The 14843-nt window shown below is 30.4% G+C and carries 13 protein-coding genes and 1 pseudogene; 1 reads left to right on the top strand and 13 read right to left on the bottom strand.

Translation table 11 applies throughout. The features are described 5' to 3' along the window. Window positions 1-281 precede the first annotated feature (281 nt). Entirely contained in the window at window positions 282-1139 is an 858-nt protein-coding gene (locus tag GEZ84_RS06005) for a helix-turn-helix domain-containing protein (RefSeq protein WP_049548671.1), read from the bottom strand. 643 nt (window positions 1140-1782) lie between these two features. On the opposite strand from GEZ84_RS06005, the gene GEZ84_RS06000 reads away from it, so the two are divergent. Then, window positions 1783-2631 (top strand): helix-turn-helix domain-containing protein, encoded by an 849-nt coding sequence (locus GEZ84_RS06000; protein WP_153223870.1) that lies wholly within the window; start codon window positions 1783-1785, stop codon window positions 2629-2631. 43 nt (window positions 2632-2674) lie between these two features. On the opposite strand, the pseudogene GEZ84_RS05990 reads toward GEZ84_RS06000, so the two are convergent. The 12 genes and pseudogenes from GEZ84_RS05990 to GEZ84_RS05935 form a co-directional block, all read right to left on the bottom strand. Beyond that, a pseudogene (locus tag GEZ84_RS05990) lies at window positions 2675-4171 on the bottom strand (SAG1250 family conjugative relaxase). Next, complete coding sequence (mobC, locus tag GEZ84_RS05985; RefSeq protein WP_153223867.1) at window positions 4158-4523, bottom strand: plasmid mobilization relaxosome protein MobC; 366 nt, start codon at window positions 4521-4523, stop codon at window positions 4158-4160. Before mobC ends, GEZ84_RS05990 begins: the two are co-directional and overlap by 14 nt. 9 nt (window positions 4524-4532) lie before the next feature. Beyond that, complete coding sequence (locus GEZ84_RS05980) at window positions 4533-4892, bottom strand: SAG1252 family conjugative relaxosome accessory protein (RefSeq protein WP_048787830.1); 360 nt, start codon at window positions 4890-4892, stop codon at window positions 4533-4535. A 357-nt stretch (window positions 4893-5249) separates the two neighbouring features. Beyond that, window positions 5250-6104 (bottom strand): hypothetical protein, encoded by an 855-nt coding sequence (locus GEZ84_RS05975; RefSeq protein WP_044727578.1) that lies wholly within the window; start codon window positions 6102-6104, stop codon window positions 5250-5252. A gap of 6 nt (window positions 6105-6110) precedes the next feature. Continuing rightward, window positions 6111-6575, bottom strand: a complete 465-nt coding sequence (locus tag GEZ84_RS05970; RefSeq protein WP_049544688.1) for a Mov34/MPN/PAD-1 family protein — start codon at window positions 6573-6575, stop codon at window positions 6111-6113. Then, the gene (locus GEZ84_RS05965) at window positions 6553-8319 is read right to left on the bottom strand and encodes a ThiF family adenylyltransferase (RefSeq protein ID WP_153223866.1); all 1767 of its coding nucleotides are present in this window, start codon (window positions 8317-8319) and stop codon (window positions 6553-6555) included. Before GEZ84_RS05965 ends, GEZ84_RS05970 begins: the two co-directional genes overlap by 23 nt. Before the next feature lie 8 nt (window positions 8320-8327). Continuing rightward, the gene (locus tag GEZ84_RS05960) at window positions 8328-9350 is read right to left on the bottom strand and encodes a nucleotidyltransferase (RefSeq protein ID WP_044727581.1); all 1023 of its coding nucleotides are present in this window, start codon (window positions 9348-9350) and stop codon (window positions 8328-8330) included. A gap of 137 nt (window positions 9351-9487) precedes the next feature. Further along, complete coding sequence (gene pezT / locus GEZ84_RS05955) at window positions 9488-10258, bottom strand: type II toxin-antitoxin system toxin PezT (protein ID WP_049544683.1); 771 nt, start codon at window positions 10256-10258, stop codon at window positions 9488-9490. After that, the gene (gene pezA, locus GEZ84_RS05950; protein WP_049544682.1) at window positions 10258-10734 is read right to left on the bottom strand and encodes a type II toxin-antitoxin system antitoxin PezA; all 477 of its coding nucleotides are present in this window, start codon (window positions 10732-10734) and stop codon (window positions 10258-10260) included. Before pezA ends, pezT begins: the two co-directional genes overlap by 1 nt. A 180-nt stretch (window positions 10735-10914) precedes the next feature. Continuing rightward, window positions 10915-13305, bottom strand: a complete 2391-nt coding sequence (locus GEZ84_RS05945; protein WP_049544681.1) for an AAA family ATPase — start codon at window positions 13303-13305, stop codon at window positions 10915-10917. A 439-nt stretch (window positions 13306-13744) separates the two neighbouring features. Further along, window positions 13745-13972, bottom strand: coding sequence for a hypothetical protein (locus GEZ84_RS05940; RefSeq protein WP_049544680.1), 228 nt, complete (start codon window positions 13970-13972; stop codon window positions 13745-13747). Beyond that, window positions 13963-14595 (bottom strand): DUF3990 domain-containing protein, encoded by a 633-nt coding sequence (locus GEZ84_RS05935; protein ID WP_153223865.1) that lies wholly within the window; start codon window positions 14593-14595, stop codon window positions 13963-13965. The genes GEZ84_RS05940 and GEZ84_RS05935 overlap by 10 nt, the downstream gene beginning before the upstream one ends. Between the last annotated feature and the right edge of the window lie 248 nt (window positions 14596-14843).

Here is a 14843-nt window from a genome sequence, read left to right as displayed (position 1 = left end):
ACAACCACCCCAGTTCTAGTGAATATCTTTTTCGATATTCAAACTTGTAACTCTAAATACTATAATTCCTTAACAGAACCCTAACTAAAAATTGTTTAATCAAAATAATTCTTCAAATCCAGTTTTTCAAGACTTATTTCTATACTAAAACAACATCTTCCCAGAACTTCAATAATTTCTTCATGATTAATCCTCCTTGATTATAAAAACTATTAGACCTACTGCCTAATGTTATTATATCACTAGCAGTTGGTCTAATAGTTTTTATCCCTAATTTGCAATTAGTTACTATTAAGTACTCTCTCAATATATTTTTCCCATCTATCTACTAAACTCATGCTTTCCAAAGTTTTCAGAAAGCCAATACACTTTCTCATCTCTAAAATATTACTCAATTCATTTGTCATCTTAAAATTGTAACAACTATCTATGAGGTGAAAAACTAATCTTTCATATAATTCTGTTTCATCAAAAAATAACTGGACTAATTGTTCTCTATAATAAGATGCATCAACTATATTATTTCTTTCTACGCTGAGGCTAAAAGCATTAAATAACATGCTGGTAATTAATCTTCTATGGGTCGGTAAATGTTTATAAAAATCAGTTCTCCTCACCATTTCCTTCGTTAATATCATAATACTTGATTGGCAAAAAATTTCCATTGTGGAGGAAAATAGCTCTAATTCATATTCACCCCAGATATCTATGCTGAATAAATAGTCTGATATAAAATCAATTTCTTCAGAAGTCACAATATTATCTTTCTCAATTTCTTGGAGCTTTAACTTAATCAAAATTATTGTTAATTTCTTACTTAGTTTCTCCTCTTCCTTTTCTATACAATTAATTAGGAGTCTTCTCAAGGCTGGGCTGTTGTTCTTATAAAAATAATTATTTATCTTATCAATTACCTCGAAATTACTCATCTTATGAAAACCACGCCCTAAATACATAAACTCTTCTAAAGATACGTCCAGTGTCTTTAAAACTGAAAGTAATTTACTAAGAGTAATATCTGTATATCCATTTTCAAATCTAGATAACTGAGAGGTAGAAATCTCATCATTAGCAATATTATAAAGAGAGAGGCCCTTAGCTTCTCGAATTTTTTTTAAGATTTGTCCTAAATTTTTCATTGCTTCCTCTCCTTGTTGCAGATTAGGGATGTTTTCATATATAAGTAAGCCAATTAGTTTTCAAATATTCTAGATTTTAGTAAAACTAAAATAGTATTTCTATTGTGATTATACAATGAAAGTAAATACATCACTCATAAAAATATGTTTTATATGACAGCAATCAGTGAAATATAACAGTTTTCATTTTATTTATTAGTCGTTAAAAGCTTGTCTTTTTCCTACTTTTGTTCCTAATATACCTTTATATGATAAATATCTGCAAGTTACCAATCTGAACGCTTAGAAATATATTCTTTGTAGTGTCTTACTTGAGATTCGTAACTGTTTTTCTAATTCTAACTATCGGAACTAACTTTGCAATAAGTAACAACCCTTTTTAGGTGTCTTCTATGTCTCTTAGACGAACTAAATAACCAGCTTTTATTATTTGTGATAATAACTTCTTGCATAATAGATATCCTCTAAGAATTACGTATAAGATTAGTAAGAATCAACCTCCGACTATAATGATAATATCCATAATCAATAACAATATTGATGTAAATTTTAAAAGTTTTTTCATACTGAACCTCCCTTTATTTTTTTATTTATTGTATAATAAATAAAAAATCCTTGTAATTTTGTTGGGAATATGGGAAAAATGAAATCAAAACTTGGTATAACACTCAGAAAAATTCGAAAAGGGAAGAAAATAAGTTTAAGTTCAATTGCTGATAGTAATTTATCTAAATCTCAAATCTCTAGATTTGAACGGGGAGAATCAGAAATCTCTTGTATTCGACTAATCAATATTTTAGATAAATTACATATAACTTTGGATGAATTTATTATTCTTCATGACAATAATTCTACTAGAACTGGATCATTTGCTAACTTGGTGCAATATATTCGAAAACACTACTCCACAAAAAATTTTGATAGTATTATTGAATTACTATCAAACTCTTCAAGTTATAACTTGGGTCCTTATGAAAAGACAATGGTAAAATCGATTCTCTATACAACAAATAAAAATTTTCTCCCCTCGGACGAGGAGTTATTACAGCTTACAGATTATCTTTTTAAAGTTGAAAACTGGGGTTACTATGAAATTATCTTATTAGGTAACTGTGTAAGAACAATTAATTATAACTCCTTTTTCCTATTAACTATAGAAATGTTAAAAAATTATATCTATTCAACATTAAATAAGACAAATAAACGGCTTGTTACACAATTGGCAATCAATTGCCTAATTGTTAGTATTGATAAAGAAGAATTTCAAAATTGTAGTTTTCTAATCAAAGAAATAAAAAAATTACTAAATAATGAATTAAACTATTATGAACAAACCGTCTTCTTATATACATGTGGATACTTTGAATTTAAGTGCAATCCTGCGAACGGAATCGAAAAGATGAAACAAGCACTTCAGGTATTTGAAATTCTAGGAGAACATAATATAAAAGCACAGTACCAAGAGCACTATGACAAATATATTAATCAATAGCATAAAGATAGTTAATCTTTAACCACCATAGGATTAGTTCTTGTTATTCCAATAGTATTTCTATACTAAATTTTTTATCAAAATCCTTATCATTCAGTACTTTTACAAACATTTCTAAATTTTTTATTAAGTTCTCATACTCATAAAGATAATGATTTAGCTCCTCTTGAAACGCTCTTATTTCTTCGCTTACTTGTTCTACTGTAATTGATTCTGGCAAATTTAATTTTAAAAAGTCATATCTTGCAAGCTTTCGACTGCTCACATCTTCACTCTTCAAATTGATAAGCACTTCCGCCATCTTATTTAAGTTGGCGATTTTTTCATTAATTTGATTTAGTTTTATATCTATCTCTGCTATTTCTTTTACTAACTCATCTTTAATGTCTTGGTATTTCTTATCTGCTTCAGTTAATTCAATGAAGAGGTTAATCTCAGTAATCTTTTCCTGTAGACTCTTAACTGTAGGTCTTCTGTATGGTATTACTCGACTATCGTTGGTTAGCTGTCTTATCAATGTTCGTCCTTTGACATACTGATTCTTATCCGAATGTTATTTGTTATAGACAAAGTATGAGGTTGTCTCACGTATAAAGATTTTATATTTTGTTTGATTCTCTTCTTCCAGGATAAAAGTTACATTTTTTTGTTTTAAGTCAATGGTTAGATTCAATTCTTTGGCTTTTGTTATTAAATCTTCTAAAGAATTGACACGATTCAACAAAAATTCTAAACGACTTTCAATCTCTTGCTTAGCAAAATGCATTCTAAAAAATTCTTCATCATATAGATCTCGTTTGCTGAGTTGGCGTCCTCGAATTGGTTTTATCATCGTTCTATCTGTCATCAAAAAACGGCTATGCTTTTGACTAAAATCAATCTGAACATGCAACTGCTTTGCTTTCTCTAAAAAATCATCAAACGATTTAGATTGCTGCATCAAAAAATAAAGACGTTGCTTTAATTCAAATTTATGACTAGACTGCCTATATTTTTGATAGTCACGGTAAGAAAAACTCTTCTCAATAATTTTCGCCCCAGCCACTTTAGAAATACGGTCTGAAATCATACGTAGGTTTCGCTCCAAAGCATAATTCCACATCAACTTTTTATCTGAATTGCGGTCAATAGCGTTGATTAGGATGTGATTATGAACATGATTTTTGTCTGTGTGAGTTGCTACGATAAACTTAAAACGACCTCCTGTCAATTCCATCATGGTCTCATAACCAATGCGGTTAATTTCTTCAGGTGTCAGATTATCTTCAGGAGAAAATGATTGAATGAGGTGATGAGCATGAATAGTTTGTTGGTATTTTTCTTGTCGGTCGTTTCTGGATTCGTACAACTTGTCATTATTGGTGAAGTTGACATTGTACATCTCTACCATTTCTGCATGACTAGGGAAGTCCAAGTAATTGCTCATGCCAAAATCAGATACCAATTTCAAATTGTCCGTTTTATCAGGGTTGAGAATATACTTAATTAAACGCCTACGATATTTTTTTCCGTGCGTCGCAAAGTGTTTAGTGACTACCATAAAACTCCTTCAGTCTTTTCACCTCCACTTGAAATTCTTTGTCCACTTCCTTAATTAACTCTCCGACTCCTTTACTCAATTCTTGTAATTGGTCCTGAGAAATCAGATGACTTTGATTAATCGCACGCGCAATTTGATTGATGTTATTTCCAATCCGTCTCAATTCAAAAACTAACTGGTCATAAGTATCAGTGTTAATCGTGACAAATGACATATTGGGATTAAGTAAAACTTTTCTGGCATAGACTGAGAAATTTTGACAATTGCTCTTAGCAATCCGTTCATTCAATTGGTGTAATTCTGGATCAGTTAGAAATACTTTTTTGAGATTGGTACGATAGCGATAAACCATTACATCCTCCTAACCCATATATTTTTCACGGAACTCACGACTGAGTGGCTGCACTTGATTCACTTCTGCAATCAATTCTTGAACGCAAGTCAATAAGATTGAGACGTGCTCTTGAGTCACTTGATGATTTTCTCTTGCGACAACCAGAACTTCATACACATCTCGACTAATCTGTTCAAACTTTTGAGACTGCCAAAGGGAGAACCAACTTTCAAAAATTCTATCCTGATAATTCTTTTTCAATAAATTTTGACGAAGAAATTCTGAGAAACTATCCACTTTTTGTTCCCTCATCATTTCTTTTATCTGTTTTTCTTCTTGTCTCGTAATTCTAAATTGCTTTCGGATTGACTTAATTTCTTGTCCCATTCTGATATCCCTTCAACATTCTACTTGTCTGACAGTGTAAGTCTACCTCACATTGTCAGTACGCTTCCTATAGACCTCACTTACTTCTTGTTCGGTCTTTGCGAGCTCAGATATTGTGTCCACAATATCCCAAAAATCATATCGCCAGCCGATCAAAACATTCTCAGTTTTGACAGCCAACGATAAGATAACTTTGTGGCTTCGCCCCCAAACCCCCAGAGAAAAATCAAGGATCGATTTTCTTAGGAATGGTATTAGGATAACAAGGATGATTTGGAAAAGGTATCACAACATCAAAAAAATAATTGCAATAAAACACTAAGAATAGTTTTACAATTCTCAACCATTGATTTCCTATTAATTTTCGTATATTACAAATGGAGCTTTGTAAATTTTTGTATCATCCATCTGTATAACTGAGACTTTATCAAAACCTGATCTATCTAATGTTAAAAATGCTTTTCCTACAATTCCTTGTGTATTTAATGGATTTGTTGTCATGAATAGATTAACCTCATTATAGGTGTTAACTATTTTCTGTACCTCTTCTCGAACTGTACTAACTAATAGAGGATTGTTATATCTGTTACCACTATAATTTCTTTGCGATGAAATTTTTACTGTTGTATTTTCCAAATAGTCAGGTGCTAATTTTTCTATAGGAATATCATATGTATCACATACTAATAAATTTACAACTTTATTCTTTTTGTTTTCAATTAGATACTCAACAATAATTTCTCCTTTAAATTCATCATATTGAACAACTGATGATTCAGAGATAAACTCTGAAAAAACTCCATTATTAATAAGTTCAAACTGCATTGGTATTGAGACACCTATAAGTTGTAACTTTCGATAACCTAATAAATTTGCTGCAATCCACAGTCTTTTATAACAGTTGTGAAGATATACAGAATGACCATCATTAAATGTTCGTTCCGCGTTTTTTTTTCTAAAAATCATCAATAATGAAGTAGAGATTAATACATAAAGAACTATATAAGTAGCGTTAGAATTATCAGGAATTATTTCAAAAATAGCTCTTGTAAAAAAATTGGTATTTGATATTTTTTCAACTTCAACTAGGGTCAAACTTTTCCCAATCAAACAGCAAATCAGAATTGGAAATATAAAAATTAATACTAATGGTAAATAAAATTTTTGAGACCAAAAAAAGTATTTCTTAAATAATTTATTTTTTCGATTCATGCGTATCTATACATCCTTAAAATAGATTAGAGTGGATTGCCACTTATTTGATTCCTTAAAGTAGAATCTACCAGCTCGAATTCCAACTATCAAAAAGAATAATCTGTCATCATTATCTGATATAATTTTTTCCCATGAGTTAATGTCAACAAAAGATGCAGTAGGGATATCTTCGGGATGAGTATGCCATTCCCCAATTAAACTTATAAAACCTGAACTTTTATCAAAATAATCATCTGCAAATTTCTGGTGGTTTTGAGAAGTTTTTGAGAATTTAAATCTACTTCTTACATCATTATCCTGTGGTTCTGAAAAATTTATAATAAGTATCGAATTATTTAAAAGTCTCTTACCAACAAAAATACCACCTGCTTCAGGTTCCAAACCAAGTTGCCTAAACTTTAGCAATGAATTAAAAATATCAGATGGTATTACAATTCGAGATTTATTATTCAGATTTACATATATCAACTTTATAATCTCCGTTACACTCTGGACAAGATGTATTTGTTCTTAAAGCAACATTTAATAAATCACTGTTCTTTAAACAATTGTAGTATCGAACACTATATGTAAATCCTTCTTTTCCAAACTGTTTATTTGAACCAATTTCTGATATTAATCTGTTTTCAGAAGAAAATTCCCCATCCAAGTACTGTAAATATACTTCTATAGCTTTATTTGCCAAAGAACTAGGTGCAATAACATTATAAGGAATAAACGAAGAATAACAACTGGCTAAACGCTTTTCAAATATTTGATTTTCCTCTGCAAAAGAGGCCCTATTATTAACAAGATATCCGTTTTCATAATTCATACACATATAGCATCCATTATTTGGTGGAGAAACTAGTAGGTTATGATACCCAACTCCATATGGATCTAACCAGCAATACAATACCGTTTTACCAATCTTTCTAAAAAAATGATTAATTTCAAAATTTGTTTTAGTATCTCCGACACAAGAAAAAACAAAATCATATTCATGAAATAAATTTGGATTCTTCCGAACTATTTCTTGAAATCGGATACCCTCACATTCAATCTCTAAATCTGGATTTTCTTTTTTCAATCTATCTTCTAAAGCATCTACTTTTTGAATATTGTCTATTACACTATCGATACCTAAATAGTGCCTTGAAATGTTATCTACTGTTAAAAAATCAGGATCTATTAAAAGAAGTTTCGCTATACCCATTTTAGATAAATTATTTGCAACAAACGATCCTACAGATCCAAGTCCAACAATTACTACTTTTTTATTAAGAAAATCATATTCTTGGGATGTCCTACTCACTCTATACTCCTTGTCGAATCTTGTAATATATACTGGAGTAATCTTAAAACTTCCATTTTTTGATTTCTTCTCCTTAGAACCAATTTTTTTTCTACCTTTATTTTTTTGTGGTACCTTATTATCAAATTTAAATGGATATTTCGAAGTTCTAGACTCAAAACTCGCACCAAACAAAACAAAATCATTATCAGATATAGGAAGTGATACAATTAATATGAATGACTTTCGTTTCGTTTTACACCACTTTTGGAAGCGACGTCTAACCCTCGAAGATAGATTTCCTGTAATCATTTTCTTAAATGTTGCTTCTGTTAGTTCGTTCAGGGGATTAGGAGGAATCACAGAAGTTGAATCTTTAAGTGGAAGTATATAAACATCACTGCTTTTTTTAGAATGTGGCGCAACACTCTCTTTGAGTTGTGAACCATAATTAAAAAGATAGCCATTCTGATTCGATAGAACTAATTCATGTTTTTCAAATGAACCGACCCTGGATAAGTAACTTCGAATGGATATATATTTTGTTTTTGAATTCAAACAACTAATCTGCCAATATGATAGAAACTCTTGTCTGAGATCTTCAATCATTTTTGGTGTATCCCAACTATCCAATAATTCCTTTACTTTTTCACAGCAATCTTTCAATAATCCACATGGATTGTTAAAGTCCCAGATTAAATTATCTTCTGAAATGTAACACAATTTCCCTTCGGAACCGACATGGCTATACCATTTATTAAAAGCCATATAATTTGAAAGATAAAATTCAGGAAGTGAGTGGGGAAAGTCATTAGAAACGATAATTTTTAAGGTGAATTTTTTATATTGATAAAAGTAGCATTCTTTATCTTCAGACTCAAATCTCTCTGAATGTATATTTTCAAAGTACATTTGGAATATTTCTTTTTTTTCTAACATACTCGTATCTAAGCACTTGGATAATCACTGATAATAGCCTTAGTACCAAAGTTTTCTGCTGTCTCATTTTGCTCAATAATAGGAAAATCGTCACCAAACTGTTTACTTAATATTTTTGTAGACTCACTTAAATCAGTAGCTTCTATTGCCTCATCTAGTGAGGTTCTTAATTTTTCTAATTTATTCTTAAAATCTTCCATTTGTATATTTGATACCTTTTCATATACATCAGTATTTGGCTTAACAGGTAATATAATCTCTAATCTCGGATAAAATAATTTTCTTTCAACATCATATCTATCCGAAAATGAATTAATCATAGTATTTATTAAGTTTCTTAAAGCTGAAATATCATCATAAGTGGTTTTCCCGGATAAATAGTCTACTTTTTTGGATACAGAAAAATTATTAATAGCAAAAACTGAGATCCCAATACCTGTCGGTCTATTATCTTGATTTTTAAATTTGAGATCTTTCCATCTTTTTAAGTAACGAATTACTCTCCGAAATTGGTTTCTGTCTTCGGAGTTCTCCATAGCATTATTAATTTCTTTAGTTAATTCTACAGGGTCAGCTTCCTCCCATTTAATGTTTTCGTCAGTACTATTAAGTTTTCCTCTAGCTAAAAAATAGTTATCATTTTCAGTACAATACACCGCTATATCAATGTGAACATTATCTTCAGGGAATGATACTGTCACACATGGATTTTTTACTTTGACACTATTTTCCCCAAATTCGGAAGCTAATGCATCAAAAATAAACTTCTTTACCTCTTTAGGAGAATGCGATTGTCTATCAACATCTATTTTTAAACCTCTATCTAAATCATAATCTCCTTCATCGATTGGCAAAATACCCGTGTAAGTTGAGTAACTTCCTTGGTTGAAAAAGCTTTTTCCAAATCCTGAAACACCTTTGTTTATTGCTTCTTCAACTTCTTTACGTTTGTCAATTAATACCTTTTTATCGTCAGCGTCTAGCTTAATTGTTTCGTGAAATTTAATAAACTGTGACTGTAAAGTTGGCATGTGTCCCTCCTTAAATTATCGTCTTTACTTATCTTCATTATATCATGTTAAACGATATTTGGTGAATTATTAATTGAATAATACAAACTTATTTATAATGAATTGTACCCCAAAAGTTAGACAGAAAAATTCTAACTCTAACAACCATTTCGATTAGTTAAATCTTTCAATCTTTCATCTCCAGATTTAAGCATCTCTTTCTCTACCTGACTCCACTCCCCAAACAGTAACTCTTGAAGAACATCTGCTGCTGAAGTTGTATTTTCTTTTGAATCATATACACAACTTCTATTTCGTTGATAAATTTGAATTTTTTCAAAGATAGCCAGTTCTTCCAATTGTCGTGTATTATAAACTAGATGATTTACAATGAAATCATGATGTTCTTTTGGAGTTGCGCGTACTTGATTTGGATTGATAGCGTACAGTTCTTCGTATCGGATAAGGGTGCTTAGATAGGACAATTCGGGCTTTGTTGCGATTATGGATAATTGTACTTTATATCCCTTACTTTTCAAGAGTTGTGCCGTTTTCTTTGGAACGTCAATCGTTCGTAAAGTTCCCTCGATCAAAAGATTGTATCCCAAATGACTCAATTCGGTTACTAAAGACTCTACCATTTTACCTGCAAAATCTTTGGTGTATTCTACACTATCTTTGCCAATTTCTTGCTGCAGTTCTATATAGCGTGGATGCTGAGAACGAAAACTATCACCATCTATGATAACAATATTTCCTTGAAATTCTTTCTGTTTAATACGATGAATTGTAGTCTTACCAGTACCACTTTGCCCTCCAAGTAAAATCACTATAGGTTGCTTACTGGACTTTTTTCCTCTGGTCAAAGAGCGAAGGTTCCGTGCTAGAGCATGTTTGAATTCACTATCAGAATAATCTTGGATTTCCACTAGGCTACCATCCGTTTTTCAGATATCTCTAACATACGTTCAATTCCATCCAAATAGCCACTATATCTCTCTATTTCATCAAAAGTTTCTACTAAATAGATATTCGTATGAATCAATTCAGATAGATCATCACTCATTAAAATCCAAGGATTAGATTCATCATCAATGCTAATTCCCTGACTATCTTGATAACGATAAAGTCGAGATAATAGATTAGCACCTCTTTCTTTCACAATTTCAATTTTTAAAGTCAATTCATAATCTTCAACAGGATTGAGCATTTTGTCTTCTCCTACAATATCGACATAAGATACATTAAACTTCTGACAAATAATGTCTATTAGTTCCGTAGAGACTGAACTCGTTCCATTTTCATACCGGCTCAAGCTATTTCGTGAAATACCTACAATCCGTGCAAATTCGGGTTGTGTTAAGTCATGTGTTTTACGTAAGGATTTTATATTCTTTCCAATCATGGCAAACTCCTTAATTTTTATAATTCAATTATAGCATAAAAAAGTACAACGCACCAATTTTGGTGCGTTGTTTCTTGCTTTTCTAGCCTAAACTTTACTTCTAAAAAAGCCATCTAAAAGGGAGCACAACACTCAGCAGTATAGAAATAAGTACATCTCTTTAATGAAATGTCGTTATTTTTATCTATCTTCCAGAAAATCTGGGTGAGTTAAATTACTATTATTGAGAAATGATTTAAATTGTTCTGGATCATTTCGATGTAAGACTCCTAATATTATTCTAGCATCATGCTTAAACTCGCATGTATTAATGGGATTGCGAGTTCTATCAAACCTATCTTCTCCATGAGAGTACTCATTATTTATACGTTGTATAAACGGAGCATTCTCACCTCCGAAATAATTAATAATTTTATTGTCATTGTTTGTTTTATAGTCAGGATATTTAAAGTACAAAAGAGTTTCAATAAACTTTCTGCCGTTATTTGGAAAATTATAAAAAACAGAAAAATTATTTTCGTCTTCATCTTCCGTCGCTACCCTATATATTTGTTCAAACAGGAATACAAATTCCGTGACTTTATTTGACAAATAATTAGGCAAATTTTTTATATAACTTTTTGACGGGATATTTTCAGCTTCTTTTATCTTTTCTATTAAGTAATAATCTTTTTTATTAGAAAATCTATTTGTATATTTCAAGAAATCTAGATTATGAGTGGACAAGAAGTATTGTAAAAATTCTTTCTTTTCTAGAAGACAAAAAATTAGGTTGTAAATATAAAAAATGTTATTTTCATCCAGACTAGAGACAGGGTCATCAATAAATAAGATTGTTTTTGACTTTTCTTCTGTCGACAAACTTTCTAATCTTGTAATATAATAAGCAAAGGTTATTAATGATTTTTCTCCTTCACTTAGATTATATGCTCTTTCTTCATTTCGAGAAACTTCGAAATATATACCTTCCTCATCATCGACTGATTTTAGGGACATCTCTGAATGTGCTAAAGAATTTTGAAGTATCATATTTATACGTTTTACTGCTTCAGATTCTGACTTTAAACTACCTTCAAGTTCACTAATATCTTTCTCAAATTTTTCTTTTTCTTCGTTTAATATTTTCTGCTCCAAATTTATTTTTTCCATATCCTCTTGGAGTTGGTCAACTTCTTGAGATAGTTTAGTGAACTCAGGTACAGGGAACTCTTTTACAATATAATATCTTCGAAGAAAATCTAAACTTTTAGTTTTCCTATCCTCAAATTGTTCTATCTGTTTAATAGTGTCATCATATAGTGAGTTAATCTCAACTTGAATTTCGGAAAAATCAATCCAATTTAAATCATTAATTTCAATTTTAGAAAAAATGTCTCGTTGTTTTTCTGAAATTTTTGATTCTAGTATTTCTAGAACTCTTTTTCTATTATCAGTATTATTTTCAATCTCTTTGTTTATATTTTGAATATCAGATACAGAATCTTTAAAATAATCTTCCTTATTAATATTTGGAATAGCATCTAATTTTTGGATTTCTGATTTTATCCTATTATTTTGCAGCAATAATTCGTTTTCCAGAGATCTTAACTCATTAGAAAAAGCCAACTTTAGATTTTTAATGAGGTCACTATCAATGCTATTACCACAAAATACACATTTTTCTGGATTATCTCCATGGATATCAACACCATGCTTAATCCAATTTATTTTATCTGGACTATCTTTATATTCATCTAAAATATTACTTACTGAGACAACTTTAGATAAAAGTTTCTTCGTATTTTCTAAAAATAATGTGAAATTAAAATTTTTATCAAAACTAACTAAATCAATTTTTTGTGGTTTATTTATGTTTTTTTCGAGAATTCGTATTTTGGCTTGTTCAACATTCTTTTCTAACTCAGCTACAGCCTTCTCATCATCTTGTAATGGTAAAATAGGAAAATGAGCTGAATATTTTTCAAACTCCTCCTTTATATCTCGTATATCATATTTATTACCAACTACGACCGAGGGATTCTTTAAATTCTTGATTTTTGAAGCAGTTGTTCTTAGTTTTGAATCTAAACTATCTTTACTGATTTTAGTCTTTTGTTGCTTTTCAGTTATATCCAATTCAATCTGTGACAATTTTTCATTTCTAGGTTTAAGTTCGTTTAATCGTATATCTTCGATTTTCTTCAAGGTTTCATTAGTATCACTACCTATTGAAATTTGGAAACTATTTAATTTATTGTCGTTGTGAAGATAAATATTATCGTCAATAAATCGCTGATTAAAAACTTTGCAATCTATTGGTAACTCGCTACCTATTTCGTTTGACTTAATAATCCTATGATTAGCTAGTTTGACTTCAAAATCTATCTTTTCATACTTTTCTGGAAGTTGCTTAAGTTCAATACTTTGAAAAATTTTCGAATAAGTACTTTTTCCGGAATAGTTTCTACCGTAAAAAATATTAATTCTTCCATCATTAAAATCATTACCGATACCTGATTGACTATGCTGTTTGTAGTCTTTATAGCAACCAAAATCTTTGATATCAATTTTTTTTATTTCTAAATTTGACATAATTTATACCTCTCTTTCATTATATCATATAGAGATAACATAAAACAGGATGCTTACTCAAATTACTTTATAAATGAGAATCATTCCAATTGCTCTTCGAATCGTGCCAATGAAGCAACTTCTTTTAACTCCGTAAAATAAGATTTTTAAGCCTAATCTATCATATGAAATACTGCAAAACTTAGTCTTAATTTGTCAGTCTAACTTATTCCGACAGGAGTTTCATTTCTGACTTGACAAAAATGAGTCACAAGCCGACTGTCACGAAACACAACTGAACTATTCTGGTAAACATTTATTACAATTTATCGGAAAACTAAATAACGAAAAAGCGAGTCAGGTGGACTGACTCGCTACTATTAACCCTGATAACTGAACTGCTAGCTATCAACTTGGCTAAGAGTAATTTCCTTCTTTTGAGGTCGCTTGTTTCAAAATACTATACATTAAAATACTCTCGTTTAATTTTTGTAAGCAGATTGTTAGCAACCGAAGTTACACCAACATGCATCAGTTCAGGATCAGAATAATCTAGATTACGAGCATAACCTTCTGCAACAGTCTGAGCAATACGCTCATCCAATTTATAATTAGAGGCTTTTAATAGTGCTTGAAATAATTCTGAACTATATAGTTTAATATTATTTTCCAATGATACTACTGCCATTTTTGTAACTCCTCTCCTGTTTTTGATTGATAAATCTTCTCTATTTTCATTATATCACAAAAAGATTGGTTGTGAATGGATAATTGTTTAAAAGAATAGGGCTTTCTAAACTCAGCAAGCATTTCTTCTTTTGTAATTTCATTCTGACGAAAACGAGCTAAAGCTTGGGTTGGATTGTCATCAGTCTGAACACCATAGATAAAATCAAAATGGTGTTGTAATTTATCTGGATTTTCCCGATTTTGAACGACAAATTCCGCAAAATCTAAATCTAACTCTGATTTTTTATGTTTTGCAAAATAGTGACAACGATAGTCAGGGTTCTTAAAAATTTCTACAAAATTTGAAATACGAAATTCTACTATAATTCCTACTTCTTCTTCTGAGTCAAAAATATTATTATTAGAGGTGCTTCGATTTAATACTTCAACTTGCTTGTTAATAAATTTTCTAGCTTGTTCAAAGTCAGGCGTAATATAGAATCCAGGTCCAAAATCTAGCTCACTCCCTAAATTAAATTGAACATCGATTCCTTTTTTTAAGGATTCTAAATGTCGGAACAATGTCGCATGAAACCACTGCGTCTGACCTAGTTGCTTTTCCTGCTTGGTAGTCAACTCCAAAATATTTACTTCCTTCTCTAGTCTATACTAAAAGTATAACACAAGACTTTATGCAAGTAAAAGAAAATTTTATAAAACGATTCACTTCCTTCCATCTTTCCTAAATCTCTCTAAATTCTTTTCCAATTGTTCCTTATGAAGTTGATTTTTAGCTTCCTTTAATGTGTCGTCCAAAGTTTCTTCTCTATAAGTTGCTTCTGTTTTTAGTTGTTCTGATTCTTGATCTGGAGTGAAAATGATATCTAGCA

It is taken from the genome of Streptococcus mitis (assembly GCF_009496155.1).
GTDB classification, from domain to species: domain Bacteria; phylum Bacillota; class Bacilli; order Lactobacillales; family Streptococcaceae; genus Streptococcus; species Streptococcus mitis_BQ.
Note: the sequence above shows the minus strand (reverse complement) of the source record. Positions and strands in the feature narration are given on the sequence as shown.